The sequence below is a fragment of the Paenibacillus allorhizoplanae genome (assembly GCF_927798215.1).
GTDB classification, from domain to species: domain Bacteria; phylum Bacillota; class Bacilli; order Paenibacillales; family NBRC-103111; genus Paenibacillus_E; species Paenibacillus_E allorhizoplanae.
Genome location: NZ_CAKMMW010000012.1, coordinates 13805 through 40543 on the forward strand (window position 1 = coordinate 13805; position 26739 = coordinate 40543).

12 protein-coding genes and 1 pseudogene are annotated in these 26739 nt (G+C 42.1%); 11 read left to right on the forward strand and 2 right to left on the reverse strand.

Annotated features, from left to right (window positions below; translation table 11 throughout):
- Nucleotides 1-51 precede the first annotated feature (51 nt).
- On the forward strand, nucleotides 52-1449 hold the full coding sequence (locus L6I86_RS19440) for a sulfatase family protein (protein WP_236289734.1): 1398 nt from the start codon (nucleotides 52-54) through the stop codon (nucleotides 1447-1449).
- 154 nt (nucleotides 1450-1603) lie between these two features.
- Here L6I86_RS19440 and L6I86_RS19445 read toward each other — a convergent pair whose 3' ends face one another.
- Both L6I86_RS19445 and L6I86_RS19450 read right to left on the reverse strand, forming a co-directional pair.
- Complete coding sequence (locus L6I86_RS19445) at nucleotides 1604-2797, reverse strand: chromate transporter (protein WP_236289736.1); 1194 nt, start codon at nucleotides 2795-2797, stop codon at nucleotides 1604-1606.
- A 477-nt stretch (nucleotides 2798-3274) separates the two neighbouring features.
- Nucleotides 3275-4645, reverse strand: coding sequence for an erythromycin esterase family protein (locus L6I86_RS19450; RefSeq protein ID WP_236289738.1), 1371 nt, complete (start codon nucleotides 4643-4645; stop codon nucleotides 3275-3277).
- Between the two features lie 312 nt (nucleotides 4646-4957).
- Here L6I86_RS19450 and L6I86_RS19455 point away from each other — a divergent pair, with 312 nt between their 5' ends.
- From L6I86_RS19455 to L6I86_RS19495, 10 genes and pseudogenes are all read left to right on the forward strand, one after another.
- Nucleotides 4958-5536: a sensor domain-containing protein gene (locus tag L6I86_RS19455; protein ID WP_236289986.1), complete on the forward strand. Its 579-nt coding sequence runs from the start codon at nucleotides 4958-4960 to the stop codon at nucleotides 5534-5536.
- A gap of 121 nt (nucleotides 5537-5657) precedes the next feature.
- Entirely contained in the window at nucleotides 5658-7451 is a 1794-nt protein-coding gene (locus L6I86_RS19460; RefSeq protein ID WP_236289740.1) for a helix-turn-helix transcriptional regulator, read from the forward strand.
- Between the two features lie 58 nt (nucleotides 7452-7509).
- Nucleotides 7510-7662, forward strand: a pseudogene (locus L6I86_RS35940) (macrolide ABC transporter ATP-binding protein); the annotation flags it as partial.
- A gap of 765 nt (nucleotides 7663-8427) precedes the next feature.
- On the forward strand, nucleotides 8428-9945 hold the full coding sequence (locus L6I86_RS19465; protein WP_236289742.1) for a family 43 glycosylhydrolase: 1518 nt from the start codon (nucleotides 8428-8430) through the stop codon (nucleotides 9943-9945).
- Nucleotides 9946-10230: 285 nt separating this feature from the next.
- Nucleotides 10231-12444 (forward strand): helix-turn-helix domain-containing protein, encoded by a 2214-nt coding sequence (locus L6I86_RS19470; RefSeq protein WP_236289745.1) that lies wholly within the window; start codon nucleotides 10231-10233, stop codon nucleotides 12442-12444.
- A 562-nt stretch (nucleotides 12445-13006) separates the two neighbouring features.
- Entirely contained in the window at nucleotides 13007-13963 is a 957-nt protein-coding gene (locus tag L6I86_RS19475) for an ABC transporter permease (RefSeq protein ID WP_236289747.1), read from the forward strand.
- An 11-nt stretch (nucleotides 13964-13974) separates the two neighbouring features.
- Nucleotides 13975-14865, forward strand: coding sequence for a carbohydrate ABC transporter permease (locus L6I86_RS19480; protein ID WP_236289748.1), 891 nt, complete (start codon nucleotides 13975-13977; stop codon nucleotides 14863-14865).
- 91 nt (nucleotides 14866-14956) lie between these two features.
- Entirely contained in the window at nucleotides 14957-16591 is a 1635-nt protein-coding gene (locus tag L6I86_RS19485; RefSeq protein WP_236289750.1) for an extracellular solute-binding protein, read from the forward strand.
- Nucleotides 16592-16667: 76 nt separating this feature from the next.
- Complete coding sequence (locus L6I86_RS19490) at nucleotides 16668-18746, forward strand: glycosyl hydrolase 115 family protein (protein WP_236289753.1); 2079 nt, start codon at nucleotides 16668-16670, stop codon at nucleotides 18744-18746.
- 408 nt (nucleotides 18747-19154) lie between these two features.
- Nucleotides 19155-26555 (forward strand): glycosyl hydrolase 53 family protein, encoded by a 7401-nt coding sequence (locus L6I86_RS19495; RefSeq protein ID WP_236289755.1) that lies wholly within the window; start codon nucleotides 19155-19157, stop codon nucleotides 26553-26555.
- The last annotated feature ends 184 nt before the right edge of the window (nucleotides 26556-26739 follow it).

Sequence of the window (26739 nt, forward strand, 5' to 3'; positions counted from 1 at the left end):
AATAGATACAGCATGTACAATAACATAAGTGAAAGGCAGGTTACATGAGTTATGAGAATCCTCTATTTGGATTTAGATTCTTTGCGTCCTGATCATCTCGGCTGCTATGGTTACCATCGTGAGACTTCTCCGAATATTGATGGTATCGCAGCCGAGGGTGTTAGATTTAACAACTATTACTGCTCGGATGCGCCGTGTATGCCATCCAGAACAGCCTTAATGTCAGGCAAATTTGGCATCCATACAGGCGTTGTCGGACACGGCGGGACAGCTGCGGATATGAGACGCGAAGGAATGGAGCGCGGCTTCAGCGATCGATTAGCGTCAGAGAGTCTCCCTGGTGTATTGCGCAAGATTGGCATGAAAACGGCTTCGATAAGTACCTTCGCAGAAAGACATTCCGTGTGGACGTTTAATGCAGGGTTCAATGAAGTCTTTAATGTGGGGGATAAAGGGGGAGAATCGGCTGAAAAAGTGCTGCCGATCGCACTCAAATGGTTAGAAGATAATGCGAAAACAGAAGATTGGTTCTTACATCTGAATTTCTGGGACCCGCATACTCCTTATAGAACGCCGGACCACGTAGGCAATCCTTTTGTTGACGAACCGATGCCGGACTGGATCACAGAAGAGGTATTTCAGCAACATAAGCTCAAAAAAGGGCAGCACAGTATTGAAGATATGAATAAGCTTGCCAAGTCGCATTATTACAGACATCCAAGGCATAGCCAAACGATTGAGGAGCATAATGATTTAAGGACGATTATTGACAATTATGATTGCGCAATTCGCTATATGGATGAGCATATCGGACAGGTGCTGCACATGCTTGACAAGCTGGGTGTGTTAGAAGATACTGCGATTATTGTTAGTGCGGATCATGGGGAGAATATGGGGGAATTAGGCATTTACTCCGAGCATGGAACAGCGGATCAGGGGACCTGCCGAATTCCAATGATTTTCCGCTGGCCTGGTGGACGCAAAGGAAGTGTCGACGAGGGTCTCCATTATCAACTTGATCTCGCCCCTACACTGGCAAGCTTGCTGGATACGGAGAAGCCTGAGTCTTGGGATGGTTTGAGTTATGCGGAAAGTATTACGAGAGGTACGGATACTGGAAGGCCATACTTGGTGGTATCCCAGTGTGCGCATGTCTGTCAGCGAAGCGTCAGATTTGAGAATTGGCTGTATATCCGAACCTATCACGACGGTTACCACGGATTCCCAAAAGATATGCTGTTTGACTTGGAAAATGATCCCTACGAACAGCACAATCTTGTTGAAGAAAGAAGCGATATCCACATGAAAGCTGTCTATTTGCTTAATGAATGGCATGATGACATGATGCTGTCGATGAAGGAAGACTCAGATCCGTTGTGGACCGTTATGAAAGAAGGCGGACCTTTCCACGCGAAGGAATATAAGCAAATATTGAATGCTGTGAAATGAGTGCTTTTAGATCCCCGTGAATAAATCACTTGCATAAGTGCTCAGATAATCTTGATAGTAGTCACAAGTCTAACGTCAAGAAAGTACCTTTTAAGAACCTTGATATATCAAGGTTCCTTTCTGTTTGGGTGATATTCGTTTCTACAAATTTTGACTATATAATAATCGTTAGAGTTCCTCCTATTGCACCAGCAATCACAATAACCCATGGAGGCAACTTCCAAAATACGAGCAAAATAAATAAAATAGCAGCTAAAGCAAAGTCTGCAGGGTCTATGATTGCTGATGTCCAGATCGGGTTATAGAAAGCAGCCAGTAAAATTCCGACGACAGCTGAGTTAATACCTGTTAAAGCACCTTGAATTTTAGGATTGCTTCTGAGAACATTCCAAAAGGGAAGTGTACCAATAACCAATAAATATGCTGGAAGGAAAATAGCGAAAGTTGCAATCGCAGCCCCCAGAATCCCCCCATTTATAGCTCCCAAATACGAAGCAAATGTGAACAATGGCCCTGGTACCGCTTGGGTAACCCCATAGCCAGATAAGAAATTTTCTTTACTTACCCAACCTGTTGGTAACATCTCTCGCTCTAATAAAGGTAAAACTACGTGACCTCCGCCAAAGACTAGGGATCCAGATCTATAAAAACTATCAAATAACGCCAGCCAGTGTTGAGTAGAAATCCCCCTCAGAATAGGTAGTCCAACTAGGATAGCAAAGAACAAAACTAAACAGATCAGACCTATGGTTCGGCTAACTGGAATTTGAAGTTCCGGGCGTTCCACATCAGTCTTTTCTCGGTATAGGAGTACTCCAATTAATGCCGCTAGAGCAATAAGTGCGATTTGAGCAATCGTAGTTTGCCAAATCAGTGTGATGGTTGCACTGACTATGGCTATTGTCACTCGTTTTCGATCTGGGGTAAGTTTTTGGCCCATCCCTAAAATTGCTTGTGCTACAATAGCTACTGCAACTATCTTTAAGCCGTGAATCCACCCAACATTTCCAATATCGAATCCTTTCACTACTAAAGCAAAAAGAACTAATGCAATCACTGATGGCAACGTGAACCCTAGCCAAGCAATAAATCCGCCTAGAAGACCTGCGCGAATGGTACCAATCCCTATTCCGACTTGACTGCTAGCTGGGCCCGGTAAGAACTGACAGAGTGCAACTAAGTCTGCGAAGCTACGCTCATCCAACCACTTTTTTCTGCGAACATATTCGTCGTGAAAGTAACCCAAGTGCGCCACTGGACCTCCAAAAGATGTTAAACCCAACTTCAGAGATACCCATAATACTTCAAAAATAGATGTCAATCTATTTGCTTTCTTCGATTGATCCATTACTTTCATACCTCTCCTGTTCTTTATGGTTTACATGGAATAATAAACTACTGAATACGTTAAGTCTGCTTATCTAACTTTATTCTAAAATTAACTCATTATAGCATTCGCTCAATTTTAAAATATCAAGAGAGTATAATTTATTTGTAAAATACCAGGATTCCTAAGAAAGAACGCATATGGGTATTTGGTGCGATGGCATTGTCCATATGCTATATCATTTGGCAGCTTTGGAATCTTCTTCATTTACCATCAACAACATTGCACGATCGTCGTTTCGAGCATACATTCAAAGAGTATGGTTGTGGACTAGCCTTTGCTGTGTTATTTTTGATTCATGCATTTTTATAACGATATTTATTTATCGGACTGTTTATTAGTAATGCCTATCAGTGGTTAGATTGAGGAAATAATAAAGCTATAGAAAACCGCCTTTTTAGAAGGCGGTTTTCTTGTGGTCGAACTAGAAAGAACACATCATCTGTTACACTTGATATGCGAAGGGGTCGTTTTTTGAATATGAACCATAATGTCGAATTGCTCTTGAAGGGAAACATCATCATCATATTGCGGTGTGTTAGGAATGATCTGTGCACCGCCATCCAAGAATGGCTGCTTTTCTTTTACCCATTGCTGCGCGGCTCCATTCAATTTGCGAAGATCTAACAGGAACTGATCATAATGAACTTGTCCAAACATATGATTGGAGCTGTTCTTGTTCATCTGAATGGTATCCGCTCCAATCTTATTTTCACTTAATGATATAAATGCTGTAAATTTACCTTCCGTGGTGGTGGAGCCAATTGCGACATATTGATTACCTACACGTTCTTTCAGAAACTCCCCGGCGACTTTAGGATACATCTTCTCAGTGATAACACCTTTAGCTATGTGAATATTGTGCCCCCAAACCATCGTTTTGCCGCCCAATTTTTCTTGAGCCCAAATAGCGTGCTCGGCTAGATACTGATCATGCAGCTTCACCAAGCTCGGATAGTCAGCCGGAATCACCATCTTCGTAAAATTCTCTATCACCGTAGCTGTTCCCTTCACCCAGGTTAGCTCGTGTGAATCAGTCTCCTTATTCGACTTCGTTTTGTCTTCAAGTAGTTTGACTACTTTTTGCGCATTAGCCATATGCTTTTCTTTCACTTCAGTAGTCTGCTTCATATATTCCTGTAGATTACCTGCCACCGACGACAACTCTTTATAGCTTTGCTCGACTTCCGGCAGCAATTCAGGATGATGCTCCTTTACATAGTTGATCACTTTATCGAAGACACTTTGATCCAGCATTTTTAAGTCGAGTCCGACGAACTGAATTTTCTTTTTATTTACAGGATCAGAGTTGTATTCCCGCATCCATTCTACCATAGCGACGATCTCATCAGTTGGGTACAACAGTTTCAAAAACTCCCTAGGATCGCCTTTTCCCGTTTGGATATACTCGTTTAGCTTTAAACCGTTGCCCCAATCCTCTTCAATCCCAAAATTGGTAAATCCTAGCTCGGTGACCAAATACTTCACAATGCGATGCTTCATCATAAAAATCTCCGAGCTTCCGTGAGTAGCCTCTCCTAAACCAACATAATTTGCATTCCCTATCATGTCTTTTAGCGGTTTTAAATCATCCAATGGTTGTTTCGGATCTAACGTCTTCAGTTGCTTCGCCTGCGATTCAAGTGATTTCGCAATACTATTTTGAGATATTTGAGCTGTCTCAACTGGTTGGGTTGTTCCTATTTGATCCGACTTTTCAGCTGGTTTCGTACTGCAACCTGCAGTTAGAATCGCTGCACTCAGCATTACTGTAACTCCACCGTAAATCATTTTCCTTCTTTTGTTCATGGTATTCACCTCATGGATTTTTTTGAAGTACGACTCTATCTACATACAAGCATATTGGGTCGTCTTCAGTAGTCCAATTGTCACTCACTCACTATCATTTAACCTAGTTACAAATCTTCACTATTTCATGTGACATGCAATGCTCGCTAACGTATCGATTAGCACCAACATGTCACAAAGAAAATGATGACATGTTGTCACTGTTGGAGATGACAGCTGTACGGTTAGTATGGAGCAGTAGGCAACCACCACCTACTGGGATTGGTGGAAGAAGCCAAACCATACAATACACGGAGAGGAGCGATGAACCTTATGAAATCAGGTTTCATCCAAAATGGTTATTTTTTATTATTATCTTTCGTTACAGGCTTGTTTTACTTTTGCTTTTATATGGTAGCTCTGTCGTTAAGTTTAAGTCTTTCATTTACGGTAATCGGCATTCCACTAGTTACACGCGTATTGCGAACTACGACAACCTTCATCCAATTCGAACGCACGCAGACAAAAATTTATACAGATATTACGACGGCACCTTACAACAAAAAAATAACAACGGATGCATCGGTCTGGGTTCATGCCAAATTAGAACTTACGGATCGCCGCAATTGGTTCGCCGTCTTTTGGTTAATGCAGAAGTTGGGGATCGGACTCGTCAGTCTCGTCAGCGTAGCCGTTCTCTATTTAGGACCGCTTGCATTCCTGTTGGCACCACTTTTGTATCGATACATCGATTTGAATGTCATTTTCATGCAAGTAGATACTTTTGCGGAATCACTTCTTACCATGGCTCTGGGAGCGGTGCTTGCCGCAATAAGCGTCAAATTAAGTGACCGGTTGGCGAAAACAATCGGAGGTTATACGCGCACCATGATTCAGCAGCTAGACCGATAGCTGTTTTGTTTCCGGCCTTTGTGCAGATGCTGTAGCGTAAACAGCCAATTATGTACCATACGAAGGTTTGGTCTATAATACTATAGGAAACAAAAAGAAAGTTGCTTAGGGGTTGAATGATTTGTTGGATATGGTCAAACAGTGGTTTTGGTATGATTGGATTATGCTGGGGCTTCGCCTTATTATTAGCGTTTCGCTCGTCCTCACGACGATTAAATTTCAGGAAGGTCTAGTGCTGTCTCTTTGGATCGTTATTTTTTGGGAGATTGCCGCTTTCTCTATTCCCTGGGTTTGCTTACTGCTCAACTACAAATACTATTTATTCACAGAAATACTGCTATTTGGCGGGCTGTGTATACATTTAACCTCGTTGTTTCCAGAAGCTTTCCCTTCATTTCTTGCATCAGCCTTTCTGATTGCAGCGAATAGCGCTCATCGGTCTTATCATTGGACGGCTCCGGCAGTGGTCTTGGTAATACCTGGAATTTTTTATGTCGTTTCGCCAGATAATAGCTATTGGTTCATGGTAACCTACTATGGATTTGCTTATGTGATGGGATTCGCTTTTCATTTATTGATCGTCAATCATCGGCAAAATGAAACGATCCGCAAGCAAAATGCGGTGCTTGAGCAATATATGTCTCAAATCGAGCGTATTACGCTGGCAGAAGAACGAAACAGGCTGTCGAGAGAGCTTCACGATACTGTCGGTCATGCTTATACTTCCATCATCATGGGAATGGAAGCGCTGCGCTCCGAGCTTGCTACTGAAACGGGTATACAGAGGCTGGATTCCTTGCTTGAGTTGGGCCGTAAAAGTATAGAGGAAGTGAGGGGCTACTTGCATCAAATGGAGTCTCCACAGCAGTCGATTTCCTTGGTCCAATCTCTGCAAAAGCTTGGCGATGAATTTCAGGAGCATGCCCGGATCGAGGTAAGCCTTCGTGCGTTCGGAGACGAGTACCAACTGTCCCGACAAGCGAAAATGGCGTTCATTCGCTGCTTGCAAGAGTCGCTTACGAATGCGGTTCGTCACGGTCAGGCGACGAAAATCACCGTTTCTTTGCAATTTGGGCAGCAAGATACAAGATTGGAGGTGCATGACAACGGAAGAGGGATGGAAGAATGGCAGGAGGGCTTCGGCATGAACGCGATGAAGGAGCGGGCCATGAATTTGCAAGGTCAAGTGTCCGTTTATACGAAGCCAGGGGACGGGACGCTTGTTACCTGTTCGTTGCCGCGACAAGCGGAAATGGAAGACGATCTTATTCAGCTGTTGATCGTCGACGACCAACCTTTTATTCGGGAAAGTCTCCGGGTGCTGCTCGACAAGTACCAGGATTTGAACGTCGTCGGATCGGCAGAGGATGGCAAACAGGCCGTCGACCTGTGCGGACGCCTCCAGCCTCATGTAGTGCTAATGGATTTGGATATGCCACGCATGAACGGTGCCGAGGCAACCAAAATGATCAAGCAGCAATGGCCGCATATCCGCGTATTGATTTTCACGACGTTTCAGGATGCGGAGCATGCTTTGGACTTACTGCGCAGCGGTGCGGACGGCTTCCTGCTAAAATCATCCGAACCATTAGAGCTGGCCGATACGATCCGGCTTATTCATAGAGGAGGCACGTTAATCGATCGGGGGATGTCCCATAAAATATTCGAGAAGCTCGATAAGAGCGTACAATCAACGCAATTGAAAATCGCCAACGACTATGACCTGACTCACAGGGAAATAGAAATATTGCAGCTTTTTGCCAAAGGGCTCCGGTACAGGACAATAGCGTCCAAGCTATATTTGTCGGATGGCACGGTCAGAAACTACGCCTCGTCAGCCTATATTAAGCTAGGAGTACGCAACAAGGAAGAAGCAGTCCAGAAAGCGTTGGAAATCGGGATCATCGTTAGCTAGATTTCGAACGGCAGCTATGCTCGGCTACGAATAACTTCTTCTTCATCCACTACCAACCATTGCTCGGACGTTGGCGGGAGATCCGCCGATAATTTTGGCGAATGAGCCCACGGGGGCGCTGGACTCGAAGACTGGCGTGGAGATTATGGATATGTTCAGGCGTATGAACGAGCTGGGGAGGACGATTATTGTAATTACGCATGACCGGTAGGTAGCGGAGTAGGCGAAAAGGGTTGTGAGGTTTAGGGATGGTCAGTTGGTTAATTAAATGTTATAAAGGTTAATTACCCTACGAGAAATCGTAGGGTTTTACGAATTTATTTATGAATTCACATTAGTTAATTTTGATAGCTATATTTCCCAATTATATTCAAAAGAAACTCATTAATGTTACTAGAATCTACTAAAAGAAGTGGCTACTTAAGCAGATTGAGTGAGAAACAATATTAAAAGAAAGTGTTGGTATTGCTTCATATGTTGCTGGACTAATTGAAGACTAACTAATAGATAATTTGAATCGATTGTTGTAGATCAAGGGAAATAAAGTTCGTTAGTGGAAAATAAAGTGTGTTAATGTGTGTTTACTTTTGTAAACGTTTCTCTATATAAGTGAGTACATAAATACAAAGTCAAAAACAACTCACATGTGTCAATATTATCGGATATCGGTTTAGTGCCTGAATTTAGTTTATTGTCTGTTTCAAAGAAATAGTGATAAAGAGCATAAAGTTACGAAGAACTTTTTCTCTAATGTACGAGAGAGGAGTTATTTTTAAATTCCAACGCGAAATATGCAATCAGTTATGAAAACGGAAAACTGTTAAGTGACTGAAATGAGTTTATTGTGATGGATAGGTTTTTATTTTTATACTATAAAATGAAAGCGCTTTATTTTTATCGAATATTGAGGGAGGAGTGTAGTGGTTAGCTAGCTATTGGATCTTGTTACCAATCAAAATTTGAAAGGATGATCAAAATGAAACACGGGATAAAACGTTTCGTCGGCTTTCAATGCTTCCTTCTACTTCTTCTAATCGCATTCTCCGTTGGTGTCACTACAGCTAGCGCTTCCAGTCAAAAACTCACGAATGATGTTTTTTGGAAGGATACAGCTAACAATCCGATCTATTCGCAAGGGGGCGGCATTTTAAAAGTTGGCAACACCTATTATTGGTATGGTGTGAAATACAATGGTGCTGTGACGTACTACAATAATCCAACAGCCTTAAATAGTGATACTAGTTTTAATGCCATTACCTGCTATTCATCCACAGATCTGGTTCACTGGACGTATGAAGGTAATGTGGTGACTAAGGGAGCGACTGGCACGACATGGGACGTAACTTGGTTAGGGAGAGTCGGTGCCGCCTATAACAGCATTACGCATAAGTATGTAATCGTGATGCAATACCAAGGTACGAATGGGAAGGGAACTGCATTTGCTACGAGTGATACGCCGGCAGGCACCTTCACTTTTGATAATGTGCAAACGGAAATTGCAAATACCAGTACGGGTAGAACAGGTGATCAGTCTGTCTTCATCGATGATGACGGTAAAGCTTACCTGGTATATAGCAATAACAGTGGTCGCGCTAATGTATATATTTCTCCTCTGCGTACCTCTGATTACTTAAGCGTGGAACCGGCAACATTGCTCTTAAATGTCCCGGCAGGTCGAGAGGGAAACGCTATGTTTAAATATAACGGCGTGTATTATGTATGCGGTTCTGAATTGCATGGATGGAATTCATCAAAGACTTACTGTATATCCTCTACAAATATTTATGGCCCTTACTCGAGTGAATTTGTCATGGGGAATACAGATAAAGACTTCTCACATGTGACGCAGACAGGATTATTTGTTAGTGTGCAAGGAACTTCGGGAACTACCATCTTATTTGGCGGTGATCGCTGGAGTGATTTCGCAGGCAACGGGATTGGCTACAATCAATGGATGCCGATTTCATTTAGTGGAACGACGCCTACTCTGAATTCCCTAAGCGAGTTCAATATTGATGCTGCTGCGGGTACGTGGAGTGTAAGTGGAGGTAATAATTATATTCTTAATCCAAGTTATGAAGCGGACCGTGTTGCACAAAATGCATTAGCCGGATGGACGACTTGGACTAATGCTACGACAAATCCAAATGCCAATCTATCTGGTGGGCACACGGGTAGGTGGGCTGCTAAGCAAACTGGAACCGCGGCATACAGTGCCACACGTTATCAGGATGTCACTAATTTACCGAATGGTACTTATACATTGAAGGCATGGGTTAAAAGCAGTGGTGGACAGTCGAGCGCTTACATTTATGTGAGCAACTATGGAGGTACAGAGCTTAGGTATAACATCAACTCAACGATTAGCAGTTGGACTCAGATAACGATTCCAAATATTGTCGTGACCAATGGCTCAGCGAGAGTTGCTTTATATTCGGTTGCGAATGCAGGCAACTGGGCGAATGTGGACGACTGGTCACTCATTAAGAATTAAGTATTTCTAAAGTAAATTAGCGTCTGATACGGCTATTTCTATAGCTATGTATCAGGCGTTTTACTTTGTTATAAGGTACTAACTACCGTTGAAGCCCGCCAAATCAAGGGTTTCGGAAATTGGTTTAGGAACGGAAATGAGTTTATTGCGAGGAAAGGATATTGCCAGTATAGTGTTGTTAACCTCTAGCATTTATGCTAGGTTAAGTCTGTGAAAAAGTGGAAGACAACTCATCTTAGAGCTTTATGCTATAGTATAATGACCATCATGAACAGGAGTCCACATATGAAAAATAACACTTATATTAAACGCATGATGTTTTCATATCTGCCCATATTATTCCTAACCATTAGTGTGCTTATTTTCATATTTATAACAATCCTTAATGAATTAAATGTGCGTAACGCGATTCAAGCTAATAAAGTGACTACTGAGTACATTAGTAATATGATGGATAATTCGTTGAAAACAATCGATACAGATGCCAGAAAATTAATTGACACGAATATGGACCTGCAAGCTTTCCTTGACAGCCCTTCGGATCGTTTGTTGAACTATGCGGCATCTAATATTCTGAGCGACATGATGGTTCAACATAATTTTATTGATTCGGTATATTTTTATCGGGCAAAAGATAAGCAAGTGCTGGATCAAAGCAAGATTCGTCCTTTGGACGAGTTTCCTGATCGCAGCTATATTACTGAATTGTTAAATCAGCCATATTCATCGAATTGGTCTTCTCCGAGATTTAAAAAAGGGAGCTATGAGGAGGATTTGACCATAAAGGTCATATCATTGGGTAGAAAAATCCCCATAAATACAGGCAGTCTCGGGTATATGGTGATTAACGTAAAAGTCGATGCACTTTCCAAATTCATTGATGAGATGATTGATCGCAATTTGACCAATGCGCAAATTTATGATGATCAGCACGTACCCTTTCTACCAGAAGTTGCTTTTGCATCGAGTAATAAAGGGGTTCATGCTGAGGTCGTTTCAGATTATACGGGATGGACCTACCAAACGGAGATCAAAGGTGGTAAGTTGTATAGCATTTTACTGAATGGCGGTTTGTTTTGGATTTTTTCCATACTTTGTGCGATCTTACTGGCCGTGGGCTCAACCTTTTATGTAACTCGTCGAAATTATAAGCCGATAGAAGCGATTTTACATCGCATAGATCGGTTTTCAACAACCATTAAGCCTGCTGATTTGAAAAATGACAAAAATGAATTTGCTTTTATCGATCAAGCGATTGAGCGGCTAATCACGAATAACATGGCTTTTCAGGAAAAACAGCAGGAAGATTTAACGATACGCAGGCAGCAATTTCTACAAAGCTTACTAAACGGGGAATATGAAGCAGAGAAGGAAATATGGGTGCAGGAGCGTGAACACTATGCGCTTAGAGAGGGAACCCGATTTATTGCAGCGATTCTAGAAATGGATCATTACGTGCAATTCTGTTTGAAATATAACCAGAAGGATCAGTCCCTATTTAAATTTGTCGTTAATAGTGTAGTGGTTGAATTCGCTGAGCAGCATAAGCACCAAATCATGATCGAATGGATAGCTAAAAATCGGCTTGTTATTCTCCATATGTCGGAGGAAGAACAGGACCTTGAACATAATTTACTAAAATTAGCGGAGCAAATTCGTTCGTGGATCGCAGATCAGTTAGATTTCACGGTCACGATTGGTATTGGTACAGCTACAGATGCGGGTAATATCATCCGATCATTTCAAGAAGCTACACATGCCGTTAACCGTAAGGTTACGCTCGGTATTAATCAAATTATTGATACCATTGAAGTTCAAGAAGGAACATCAAGTGAATGGTTTACCTATTTACAATGGATTCAAGCTGTTGTACGTCAGGTTCGACAAGCAGAATCTGGATGGCTGGATCATTTGGTGAATCTATTTCAAGAAATGCGAACCCAAGGGCTGTCCAAGGAAGATATTGATCGCCTTCTCCATTACTTGATTTTTCAAATGGAGAGGGAACTAGAGGGTATCATGCCAGAAATAGATAAGCATTGGCATTCGAGCATGAAGTCAGATTTACTTCTTGGATTGGAACAGTCAGACACACTCGATCAGATCGAGGCTAGCTATCGTCAAACGATTGAAAAGATGGTCGAGCAATTGTTGGAGCTTTCACAGAATCGAAGGCATCATGTACTCATGAAAGAAATAAGAAGTTTCGTCGCAGAGAACTTCACGGATCCCAACCTTTCTTTGACTTTATTAAGTGATCGGTTTCAAGTTAATTCAAAATATTTGAGCCAACTGTTTAAAGAGGAAATTGGTGAGAATTTTAGCGATTTTTTGATCACACTTCGAATGGAATATGCCAAAAAGCTATTAATTGAGACGAAAGAAAATGTTCAGGATATTTCGGAGAGAACGGGTTATACCAGTTCCATCTCGTTCAGCAGGGTGTTTAAAAAATGGGTTGGCATGTCGCCGGGTCAGTATAGAGAATCGCAGCAATGAGATGCTTTTCATAATGAACATGGTGAGCTTGAAAAGATTAAATTAGACATGTATAGTCCGCACGATGATAGTGAAACAAAAAGGCCTACTATCCTATGGATTCATGGAGGAGGGTTTAAACTTTCACATGTGGATTTTTTGGATTCTGAATTTTCAAGGTTTTAAGTAACATGCTAAGCAATAAAGAATAACATGTCGATGGAGATTTAGAAAATCTCATATGAGGCCAATTATCTTTATTCCGTTAGTAAACCGCTTTCCATTAATGACCTATGATTGAATGGACAGCCCTGATTTAGCAATTAATATGTAACAAAGTTTCGACCAACTAGCAGAAAAACTCCACCCAGGAACACCTTTTATTTTATAACGGGTGTTCCTTTTTTTATCGAAAAAGCCTGTAGTATCAAGGGTTACGGAATTCTGTTAATGACCAGAAATTAGTTTATTGTGTCATCCGTGATATTCCCCGTATAGTGTGGTTAATCACCTGAACCGTTAGGCTCAGACACGGTGGCCAGATGAGTTAGGCTGCCTAAGTACATGAAAAGAAGGGATGCACATGGACCAAACTACTACACAAAGTAAATTGCAATCGTTGCCGGTGACCGTGAGGCGTCGAAAAGAAAAATGGTTTCGGAAGGATTTTCAATTGTATCTATTACTTCTCCTTCCCATTATTTATTTCATCCTTTTCAAATATGTGCCCATGTATGGCGCGGCGATAGCGTTCCAGGATTACAGTATTTTTCAAGGCGTAACGGGTAGCAAATGGATTGGATTCGATAACTTCCGCGAACTGTTCGCCATGAGCCAGTTTTATACGGTTGTAAGGAATACGCTGGTTCTGAACTTTTTGGATTTGCTATTTTCGTTTCCAGCACCGATTATTCTTGCGCTTCTGCTACATGAGCTCAGGGTCATGTGGTACAAAAAATTGGCGCAAACGATTTTGTACCTGCCGCATTTTATCTCGTGGATCATTATTGGTGGTCTTGTCTACCAAATGTTTGCTACCAAAGGCGGCCTCGTTAACAATATGCTCAGCTTAGTAGGTATACCTGCGATTCCGTTTTTAACAGAAAAAATGAACTGGGTGCTTGTTTATCTTGGAACGGGTATTTGGCAAAGCGCTGGCTGGGGAACAATTATTTATTTGGCCGCATTAACCGGCATTAATAAGGAGCTCTACGAAGCTGCAGATGTGGATGGGGCAGGTCGACTGAAGAAAATGTGGCATATTACGGTGCCAGGTATTCGACCAACCATTGTAGTGATGCTGATCATGCAACTCGGTCATATTATGACGATCGGCTTCGAGCGTCCGTTCGTGATGAGCAATCCGCTGGTCATGGATTATGCGGAAGTGATCTCTACCTTCGTGTATAAAGCAGGTCTTCAATCAGCACAATTCTCGCTGGCAACGGCGATGGGCTTGTTCCAAGCATTGGTCGGACTCATCTTTGTCGTATTGGCGAATACGATTGCCAAGCGTTTCGGGGAACAAGGATTATGGTAGGGGGAAAGGGTATGACAACCAATGTAGTACAACGGAAAAGACCGGGCATTCGTATCACAGACGCATTGATCATGCTATTTGTCGGAATCGTCTTGCTGATCTGTCTGATGCCGTTCTTGCACATCATCTCGATCTCGTTAAGCACCAAACATGCGGTACTGTCAGGGGAAGTTACGATATTTCCACGAGGCTTTGACTTACACGCCTATGGAATTGTTTTTCAGGATACGAGGATGCTGAAGTCGATGGGGCTGACGATCCTACTAACGGCGACATTTACGGCAGTGAGTATGTTAATGAGCATTTGTGCAGCGTATCCCTTAACTAAGGAACGTCTGAAGGGAAGATCGGTGTTTATGCTGCTCATCGTCTTTACGATGTTCTTTAGTGGCGGATTAATTCCCGAATATCTACTCGTAAAGCAGTTAGGGATGTTAGACAGTCTTACTTCGTTAGTCATTCCTGGCATGATCAGTGCTTTTAATTTGATTATCTTGCGATCCTTTTTCTCATCAGTACCAGCCAGCTTAGAGGAATCGGCGTATTTGGACGGTAGCTCTCATATCGGAACTTTAGTTCGCGTTGTTCTACCGCTTTCGATGCCTGCACTAGCTACGCTCAGTCTGTTCTATGCAGTTTCCAGATGGAATGGCTTTATGGACGCGCTCTTCTACATTACACATGCGGACTTATATCCGATACAGCTGAAGCTGTACCAGGTTGTTATGAATAGTATGGTTACCGATCTAACCGCAATGGAAGGCGCATCTCAAACCGAAGTCATGCCAGAAGGAATTAAGGCGGCAAGCATCATGTTCGCAACGACGCCGATCTTAATCGTATATCCATGGGTTCAGCGCTATTTCGTCTCAGGCATTATGATCGGGGCGGTTAAAGGTTAATTTTAAGCAAATTAATAACGGTTAATTCCTCGGTTCCTTAGAGGTGAAACATATATGTACATCACAAACAAATGTGAAGGGGAGTTTGAACATGAAAGTATCGCAACGTAAATGGTTTGGGGCATCAACGACAGTTATCGTATTAGCAGGTTTGCTTTCAGCTTGTTCGAGTTCAACGAAGGAGGCTACTCCAAGCGCTACTGCAAGTGCTAATACAGGCGCTGCTGCAACAACAGCAGTTAGTAAAGATCCTGTTACATTGAAAGTTGAAGTGTTCGATCGGGGGAATGCGCCAGCTGGTGCGGGTCCGGTCGACAACAATTTCTGGACACAGTGGATTCAGAAAAATTTCGGCGATCCGAACAATATTAAATTGCAGTTTATACCGGTTCCCCGCAACCAAGAAGTGGATAAACTCAACATTCTCATGGCATCTGGCGATGCCCCTGATCTCGTGTTTACGTATGACACAACGACAATTAATAATTATGTGAAAAGCGGCGGTTTGACAGATGTTAGTACCCTAATCGACGCCAATGGTCCTAATCTCAAAAAGTTCCTTGGTCCGGAAGTTCTTTCCTACGGTATCTTTAGCGGCAAGCAGTATGCGATCCCTGCGAAGAGAACATTACAATTTACACAGTCTTCCTACATTCGTAAAGATTGGTTAGATAAGCTAGGTATGCCGGTTCCGAAGACGACAGATGAATTTTACAAAACGATGAAAGCGTTTAAAGAGAAAGATCCTGGCCAAACGGGTGGCAAAGTGATTCCTTATGACTTTAGTACACTTGACGGCACAGCGATTACAACGCCAGGGGTATTAATCTCCTCGTTCGTTAAGAAATTGTCTGAAGAAGATAACTATGCTTTGTCGACGGCGAACAATATTCCAGAAATAACGAAACCTGGCTATAAAGAGGGACTTCAGTTCTTGAATAAGATGAATCAAGAAGGCTTGATCAATCCAGACTTCGCGCTGGACAAAGACGGGAAAACGTTAGAAAAAGATGTGGCAAACGGCCTAGTAGGCGCATTCACAGCGCTTGCTGCTCATCAAAACTTAATGGGAACTGGTAACGTTTTCGATACACTTAAAAAGAATGTTCCAGGTGCTGAGTATGTCGCGATGGATCCATTTACGAACGAAGAGGGTAAATCAGTAAAGGGTATTTATGATCCAATTGGTGCGTATATCATGATTCCGAAGGCGAGCAAGCATGCGGCGGAAGTGGTTAAATATTTAGATTGGATGTCGAAGCCAGACGTGCTATTTACGCTACAAAACGGTATCGAAGGCCAACACTATACGTTAGAAAATGGATTTCCGAAAGCGATCACAACAGACGAAGCGAAGAAAACGTTCTACAATAACTCCGATATTGCGATGGTGATCAACGGGAAAGATTTCGGCTCCCAAGAAAAAAATATTGAAGCTACTTCTCTTGCATTCCCGAACTATAAAGAACTAGCTAAACAAACCATTGTTAATGGGCTCAAAGACGGCTATACAATGCCACGTTTCGATCGTCCGATCGATTCCGAGATTAAATACGGCAAAACGCTGAAGGATAAAGCGCTTGAGGCTGTCGTGAAAAGTATCATGGCTAAGCCGGATGACTTTGGCAAAACATTTGATGCAGGCGTTCAAGAATATCTGAAAATTGGCGGTCAAACGGTGACGGATGAACGTAGAGCTGCTTATAAGGATATGAAGAAAAAATAAATGGTTTGAGTAACCCCCATGCTATTTATGGGGGTTTTCTATATGTAATGGTGAAATGAAAGGATGTTGGTATTTAATGAGTATTCAAGCAAATAAACAGCTAGTTTTAGAAGGGCAAGTACACATTGGAATTCCCGAAATACTGCGTTCGGCTGTTGAACATGCCCTGAGGATGTTGGTTAGAGACCTCGAAACAGTATTGGGAGCTAAGCCACAACTAGTAACGGGAACTGATAAAAAGGCTGAGTTATGCATAAGGCTTGCTGTAGAAAAAGACGACATTCCGAAACGTTCTGAGACGTTTGGCTTTCGTTTCCACTCGAATTCTGGAATATCCCGGATGGAGATTATAGGTCATGATGACTTGGGACTCGTTTACGGAATATTAGAATTCAGCAGAATATACTTAGGCATACAACCATTCTGGTTTTGGGCCGATCAATGCATTACTAAGCAGACCCAAATTAATATTCCATGCCTTGATTATGATGCCCCAGTGCTGAAGGTTCGGTATCGTGGTTGGTTCGTAAACGACGAAGTGTCATTGATTGGTTGGAAAGACCCTTATCCACCTACCAGGGAAGTATGGGAGCCCGTTTTTGAAGCGCTGCTGCGCAGCGGTGGCAACATGGTTATTCCGGGCACGGACCTACCGAGAGATGGCATTCACTACGAGCTTGCCTCAGAAATGGGGCTATGGGTGACACATCATCATGCAGAGCCGTTGGGAGCAGAAATGTTTTTACGCGCTTTCCCAGGCAGGAACGCCAGCTATCAGGAGGCTCCAGAGTTGTTTGAAAGCTTGTGGGCAGAAGCTATCGAAGAGCAAAAGGACATGAAAGTCCTATGGGTACTTTCCTTCCGAGGCCAAGGAGATGCGCCTTTCTGGCATAACGATCCTTCATTCGACACATCAGAAAAGCGCGGAGCGATGATCAGTAAGGTTATCCGCAAGCAGTACGATATGATCGGCAGTAGCGTGCAGAATCCCGTTTATTGCGTAGCTTTATATGGGGAGATCGCCGAATTGTTTAAAGGTGGCTATGTTGAGTTACCCGACGATGTGATTAAAATATGGGCTGATAACGGGTATGGGAAAATGGTTTCACGGAGACATAATAATCAGAACCTTCGTGTACCATCGCTTCCTACGGCAGATGACAGAGGCAGAGATGGTCTGTATTATCACGTGACGTTCCACGACTTACAAGCATCCAATCATTTGACAATGTACCCAGGTTCAGCGACATTTCTGAAGCAGGAGATCGAGACGGCGTTCGCTGCTGGTACTGACGATTATTTGCTAATTAATTGCGGAAATATTCGGCCTCATGTCTATTCCTTGGACATTCTTCGGGAGCTATGGAGTGTCGGAACTATTGATGTTAGTAAGCATTTAAACGAATTTGTAAGTAGCTATTATGCTTCTCATCATGATGAGCTAGAAGAACTATATCAAAGTTATACAGAAGCGGCGATACAATACGGACCACATGCTGATGATTTAGCTGGAGATGAGTATTATCATCATCCTGCTAGACAAATCATCGGTCATTGGTTGCAAGGAAAGTGTGAACAGCCAGATTCGAGATTGTTCTGGGCTGTGGGAGAAGTTCCATTTTCCCAACAAGTGAAGAATTTCGAAGATCTCTTGGCACAAGGCATACAGAAATGGAGAGCTTGGCTTTTACGCTGCGATGAAGTTCTAGCGAAGCTAGGTACCGAAGATTTGAGAAGGGCCACTGACCAACTACGTTTTCATGGAGCCTTGCACTTGTCCGGATGCGAAGGCTTTTACTGGCTGTGCCGTTCGTATAGGGAATATCAGGAACAGCGATATCCACAAGCTTTCGTGTACGCCTCTGAATCAATCTGGTCTTATAAAAAAGGGCTAGATGTATTAAGAGATGCCGAGCACGGGAAGTGGGATCGTTTCTACCGAGCAGACTGGCTCACGAATATTGAGAGTACGGTTAATAACGTAGATACGTTAAGGCGGTTTCTACGTATGCATGGCGATAGCCCTGATTTTTTCTTGTGGTATAAGGAATATGTGATGCCAGAAACGGAAAAGCATATCTATCTGGAAAATACACATCGGAACCCGTTGTCCGACGATGAGCTGGCGCAGCAATTGAAGTGTCTAACGACATGAAAGTGACTACAACAAAAACCTTGTTAAATCAAGGTTTTTATACTTTTTTTGGAATTTACTGAATGCCAGAAGGCAGTAGATTAATCGTGAGCAGCAAGTATAGGTTGCTTACTGAAATAAGTTAATAAACAGAGAAAAGTTTATTGTTATCATACATCACTTTATGTTTTAAATGGTATCGTAGCTAGTGACAATACGGATGGGCGAGTTTCTGTTTGCACTAGTTCGAGGAGGTGATGGGATGAGTCGATTAGAGCGCAATGTCGTCCTACCGATTTCGTAAGCGCTTTATTATGATTAAAGTGGCTATCAGAAATCAGTAGAGCTAGATTAGCATATTTATTCTTGCGATCTGCTTTTATTAATGGGGATAAATTGACGTATCAAATTATTAAAGGAGTTGTATCGATGATTAAAAAGATAATTTCGTGTTTGCTCTCAGTATTGATTTTGTTTTCAATTGTCTCTATAAAACCGGTTGCGACTGTGTATGCACAGGAAGGCGATGGGAATTTAGGTTTTGAATCAAATTTAGATGGATGGAACGTAACTGGTACTGTTACGAATCAAGCTACTGGTGGAAAAAATGGGAACTATGCTCTAATGAAATCCGGTTCTTCTTTAAAGAAGACGATTAAAGGGATTCCCCAAGGCAGCTACACAGTTAGCATGTGGGTAAAAGGTGCGACTAGTAGCAACTCCGCCAATGTAACAATTAAAGATACAGGTGGACCTGATTCGGTACTTAAAATTGATACCTATCTTGATTCAAGTACATGGAGGGAAATTGCTCATAGAAATGTACTTGTCTATAACGGACAAATGACCATAAATGTAAATGCGGGAACGTCAAGCGGACTACAGATTGATGACGTCACAATAACGCTTGACTCGAACGACAACAATCCGGTGCAGAACTGGGATTTTGAAAGTGGACTGCAAAACTGGGTCACCAAAGGCCAAGTTAATATTGACACCGCTAATGCCGATACAGGTGTGAATGCGGTAAAGTTGGCGACTGATTCTGAAGTTAGTCAAAAAGTGTCGGTAAAGCCTAATACAGATTATATTGCCACTGTTCGTATGAAGGTGGACAAGCAAGACACGTACAAAACAACCAAACAGTACAATGTAAGTAATACGAACGTGATTGGTGTTTTGGTTGACAGGTTAACATTGGGCAATCGTGTTAATCTCGGCGTTAGAGGATTGGATGGGGTTGTTCTGCGTCAGGCTCCTGCTAGTACTGAGGGGTACGCACTGGTCACAATCGCGTTTCATACAGGCGTGAATCAATCAGAGGTTGAGTTGTATGCAAACACGATATTTGATCAAAGCTATGTCAAATCTGTTTCCGTGCATGAAAATAAAGATACGGATAATCCCTATCCAAATGGATGGCAAAGACCCAATTATAAAGAAATTGACAGCACACACCCAGCAGACGAATGGACTTCAAATGGCAACCAATTTGCTTATGTTGATAATCTGAATGTGTTCGAAATATCTAATGAATACATTAAAGGTACAGACATGACTTTTCTTCAGTCTATTGAGGATGCTGGAGGAAAATATTTCGCGAACGGTGTGCAGCAGGATGCATTAAGAATTCTGTCCAATCATGGTGTTAATTCAATATTGACTACGCTATGGGTGAAGTCCGGAAATCCAGTTTATGACTGGTCTACTTTAACACCTCTATCAACAGAAACTAAAGGTTACGATGGAGAAACGGTTACTGGGCGTCAAACACTACCTGGATATTTCGATAAAAAACATAGTGTTGCGATTGGCAAACGCGCTAACGAATTAAATATGACCTATACACCTAGTTTCCATTACAGCGACACATGGATAAGTGCGGCAAAGGCACATATGCCGTATGAATGGATTCAAAAAGATTACAACGGGAATCTGTCGAACCCCGATATTCAGATGCTTGAAACTGCCGTGTATAACTATGTACATGATACCCTTTCTGAGATGAAGTCTGAAGGTGTCAAGGTTATATCAGTTAAGAATGGAAATGAGCAAGATGGTGGACTTTTATTTCCAGTAGCAATGGGTTCAAATTATAATCAGCATGCTGCAATTATAACTGCTTCTACGCGAGCGGTAAAAGAAATTTACCCTGGTGCTATCGACACCATACACACAAATACAGGATATGATCCTGCGCAAATCACGGATTTTTTCCAAGCTTTTGCAAATCGTGGAGCTGAATTTGATGGGATGGCTTTTTCACTATATGGTGGGCGAGAAACCACGAACCAATTTGTCATGATGAACGCAGCGATGCAAAATAATGCAACAAAGTACTATGACTATATCAACGTAGAAACAGGCTTCACATTTACGACATCATCTCCTATTGGTGACACCGAGAGTACCTTGACGATGCCACAATACTATAATGCTACTCCAAATGGACAGTACAATTTCTTATTGGATTATATGCAGGCCCCTCTTGATATCCCGAATCCTTATGGTACAAAAAGAGGATTTTATTATTGGAATACAGAGGCGATTGCCATCTACGGAGCTGGCGCTAAAGCTGGAGAAGGCCCAGGTGGCAGCAAACGTACGATGTTCAACAATGGAACAGATAGCATTAAGGAAATGGGGAGCACGCTGAGCGGTAAATCGGGCGATATGATGGATAGTATGTATGCTTATCTAATCAGGGGAAATACAAAGAAAGCATCGGATACCCTATACAATCCACTACGATATAACGGAACAAATTACGAAGTTGGCGAAGCAACCAGCCTATCTTTTCTAAATGCCAACTTGTCCCTGAAAGTTGGCAAGGTGAGCCGATTACAGCCTACAATCGCGCCGATGGATAAATTACTCAAAGATTATACGATACATTATACATCCAATAATCCTAATGTGGCTGAGGTATCTGATGCTGGTTTTGTTACAGGAAGATCTGCAGGCACAGCCGTAATCACTGCCTCAATAGGAAATATCACAACAACAGTATCTGTGACAGTTAATGGTGCAGATTCGACAAGCGGAATGACCATCACCTATGACATCATTAGAGGTGGGGGCAGTGTTGGTACAGGGACAATAACGCAAGGAAGTACAATTAATGCAAAACCCTATGATAAGATAAAATTCAAAAGTGCTGTTTTGGGTAATCCAACAAAGAAAGCAGTTGTATATACGGTATCGGATCCCAATATTGCCTGGTGGTACGGAGATACTTGGCAAACCGATGACAGGACAATGCGTACACTTTCTGATAAGCTCTCTACCGCCAATTATGAACCTGTTGTACAGCTAAATCCAGTTAAAGGTGGAACCGCGACTATCACTGCTGCATCAGATGATGGAGCAATCAGTGTGAGCTTCAATGTCACTGTAACTCAAACTGATGTTACGCAAGTATCGATTAGTGGAGGAGATCGTTCTGTTCTCGCCGGTAAAAGCTTACAGCTAACAGCTTCTGTAACACCTAATGATGCCTCATTTTACAAGGTGTATTGGAGCAGTGCTGACGAAAGTATTGCGAAAGTGGATTCGAAAGGATTCGTTACTGCCATTAAACCTGGTACCACAACCATAAAAATTATTTCTGATTCAAATCCTGCAATAACGGCGTCCATAACGCTTACTGTAACTGATGTGCTAGTTGAAAAAATACTGCTCTCCAACAGCAAAATAGGACTTCCTGTTGGCGGCACCAAGGCACTCGTCTATTTAGCGCAGCCAGATAATGCGGTGAATAAAGCTGTAATATGGAGTGTGAAGCCAGGCAGTGAGGGCATTATCTCCATAGATCAGCACGGTGTAGTGACTGGTTTGCAGGCTGGTACAGGAACTGTTGTTGTTACTTCGACTGATGGTAGTCATGTGACAGCAGAATGTATTGTAAAAGTCGTAGAAGGATCAATTGCTGCAACTAGTATGGAGTTGTCAAAAAATGAGGTATGGTTTAAATCCAATTATTTCTCTTCCGATTCTGCTGTAAAAGGAGACAACAAGCCTGTAAATAAACTGGATGCGATATTTATGCCAGAGGAAGCCACGAATACAGGAGTCATTTGGTCCTCGAACAATGATGCGGTTGCATCTGTAGATGCAAATGGAATTATCACAGCACATAAGACAGGTGTAGCCGTGATTACTGCTACATCTATAGATGGCGGTTTTACGGATAATGCGACCATCTATGTACCTCAAATTAGTGAGGATTGGGAAAACTATGATGTTAATTCCAAGGGTGGATTTACAGATGGAAACACCTTTACATATCAAGTGGTGGACGCATCTGGCAATAAAAAACTTCAGGCTGCTGTATTAAGTCAAAAAGGAAGCGCGACTTCTCTAAACCGTAGAACATTCACTCCGGTAAGTGACGACAAAGTGGTTGTCGATTTTGACTGGAATGTAGGTTCTTTTACAGCAGATAACCGCTATAGAGGCGGACATATTTCACTTGAAGATACAAACGGAAATACGTATTTGGCATTAGCCACATACCCGGCAGCTTTTGGGACCTATCCTGAAATGACGTATTACTTTAATAAAACTTATAATTCAACGGCAATGCCAACAAAGAATGGTACCGTAAATGGAGATTATAACTATATCCACGGTGGCTTTACTGGGACTAGCGGGGCTGTCGGGAGTTATACAGATACTAAAGATGTGGGTATAGGCTTTAAAGGAGCAAACAAAGATTATAATGTAAGAGTGAATCTGGATTTTAAAAACAGAAAGATCAGCTTTACAGTGACAGATAAGAGTGACCCAAGCATCACAGCCACAGTTACGGATTTAGCAATGGATTCCAGGATTAGTTATTCAAATAGCTTCGGCGCAATTGCATTTTCACATTATTTCAACTCTGTTGCATCATGGACGACGAAGATAGATAATTTGGCCGTGTACACGACAACAATTAAGCCTGAAAAGATTGATTTTGATGTGAAAGCTATTAATGTGAACGCAAGTCAAGGAATAAAGCTGGTACCAGTAAAAAATGCTCTGAGTGCTACTGCGAAGATTAATGCGTCTGTGATTCCAGCAGCTGCTGATCAGCGTATGTTGTTTACGCCGCTGGGAGATTTAGCGGGGAGTGTGTCTGTTGATACTTATGGAAATGTAACCATAAATCCAACTTCAATGGTTAACTACGGTAATTATGAAGCGATTCAAAATGCTAGTGGCTACATTCGGGTTTCATCCGTCAGTGCCCCTGACGTATACACAGATGTTAAACTCACAGTTGGAAGTCCAAATGCATCTGAAATTCTTCAGGTATATGTGGACGGCGAGGAGTATTCCGGTCCATTAACACTGGAAGCAGATGCAACGCCTAAGTTAACCTATGTTGCCTCAGGTGGGGATGGGGTTTCAGATGTGTACGATTATAATTGGCAGGTTACATCTGGTAATGCTCAAATTGATGCCAATGGTGTATTATCCGCTCAAACAGCTGGAAAAGTAGCCGTTACATTTACGATTGATCTATTCCGGAAACAAGAAGTGCGTACATTAGAATTTAACTTTATTAACATGGAAGAGCAGCAAGTATTTGCAACACCTGACTCTGGAACATTCGCTACACCAATTCATGTAGCGCTAAGTACAGAAACAGGCAACAGTATATATTTTACAACTGACGGTAGTGAACCGAGTGTTACAAGCATTGTTTACAGTACACCTGTGTTTGTTGACAAAACGATGACGATTAAGGCTGTTGCAGCTGTTGACGGTGTGCTTATAGGAAAAGTTGCGGAATTCAACTATACAATAGTTCAAACTATTCCGACATATACCGTTACTTATGATAGGAATGGCGGTACAGGAACACCACCGGTGGGAACGTCTAAAGTTGAAGGCGAAGCTTTTGCTGCAGCAGAAGTTGACGGCATAACAGCACCGGAAGGCAAGCGGTTTAAGGAGTGGAACACGGCAAGTGATGGAAAAGGTAGGTCATACGCCGAGAGTGCGACAATTACCATGCCAGCGGAGGACCTGACATTATATGCAATTTGGGTAGATGAACAGTACACTGTTGACATTATTGCATCCCCTGCATCTGGAACATACACTTCACCTATACTTGTAACACTGAGCACAAGAACAGGCGGCAGTGAGTCAAGTGTTTCAAGCGCAGTGTACTTTACAACTGATGGCAGTGAGCCAAGTGTTACAAGTGCTGTGTACGGTACATCTCAGTTTGTTGATAGGAATATGACAATCAAGGCGGTTGCCATCGTAGATGGTGTGCTAATAAGTCAGGTTGCAGAATTCAATTATATAATAGTTGAAAATGTTCCAACATATCATGTAACCTACGACGGGAACGGCGCGACAGCTGGAAATGTTCCAACTGATGAAATAGCATATGAGGAAGGCGACACCATCATTGTTAAGGCCGGTAACCTCCAAAGATCAGGTTACAAGTTTGTAGGCTGGACAAAGGCAGCAGAAGGAACAGGAACGGTATATGGAGCAGACAGTACATTTACGATAGGAGCCGGTCATATAACCTTTTACGCAAAATGGGAGTATATTGCCGAAAATTCAAACGGAAACAATGGTCAAGGCAACACGATTCCGACACCTATGTCCCCTCAAGTGGATATGAGAGAAGAAGGGGGAATTGCCATTATCACAGGCACATTAACCGGGAACGTTGATGCTGTAACGAAGTCATTTAACGCAATTGTTAAAGCAGATCTGATTGCGGCGCTTACTGAAAGAGCTCAAAAAGAGGAAGCTTTGGGACGAAAAAACGTCATTGAATTTAATATGACTACGAATGAAGATACTTCAACCATAGGAGTGGAGTTTCCGCGTGAAAGTTTCAAACAGTTGGCTGACACCACGGAGACTGACATAAGTATCAATACTGGAAATGTAAACATTATTTTTAATGCTAAAACAATTAATTTCTTAAGTGATTCTATTGCAACAGGGAACATCACAATCGGAATTAAAGAAGTGGACAAAGCTTCGCTTACTGCCTCAGTACAAGAAAAAATAGGTGATAGACCGATTTACGACTTTAAAGTCAAGATAGGAAATGCTGAGATATCACAATTCAGCGGTGGGAACGTTGAAGTACACATGCCATACAAATTACAACCAAACGAGAATAAGAATTCCATCGTTGTGTACTACATGGATGGTTTGGGAAAACTTAACACAGTAAAAGGCAAATATGATGAAGATACAGGTACAGTAAAATTCACAACACCTCATTTTTCAACCTTTGCGGTTGGATATAATGATGTAAGCTTTGACGATGTGAAGAATGATGCCTGGTATGACGAAGCAGTAAGCTTCATGGCAGCAAGAGGCTTTGTAAATGGTGTCGGAAATAACAAATTTAATCCTTCAGGAAATGTAACCCGTGCAGATTATTTGATTATGGTTATGAACTCCTTCGGAATTGAGATCGACACTCAGATTAAAGATAATTTTGTGGATGCGGGTAACAAGAAATATTATACGGCATATCTTGCTACGGCAAAGCGTTTAGGACTGGTAGCAGGTTTAGGTAACAATGTATACGCACCTGAAGCAGACATCAGCAGACAAGATATGATGGTTGTTTTGTATAATATACTTGAAAAACTAGGAGAGTTGCCTACTGGGAATAGCGGTATAGCACTGGAGAAGTTTGGTGATGCAAGCCAGATATCCAGCTATGCAGTTGAAGCAATTAAACTCTTTACAGAGACTGGAATAACGGTGGGAGACGGTGAAAACCTTAATCCTCGAGCAACTACAACAAGAGAACAGGCTGTACAAATCGTATACAATTTATTGTCAGCGTGGTAAGTGTTTTATTAATAATTAAACTGCATTAGATTAAGTAGGTAGAATAAACTATAGTCGTGCGGCCTTAGTCCTTAGCTTCATTGGACTGAGGCCGTTTATTGCATTTTCAATTAATGTGCGGGAAAGCCAGTCGTATCAAGGGTTTCGGAAAACGGTTAATGCCCTGAATTTTGTTTGTTGCTTC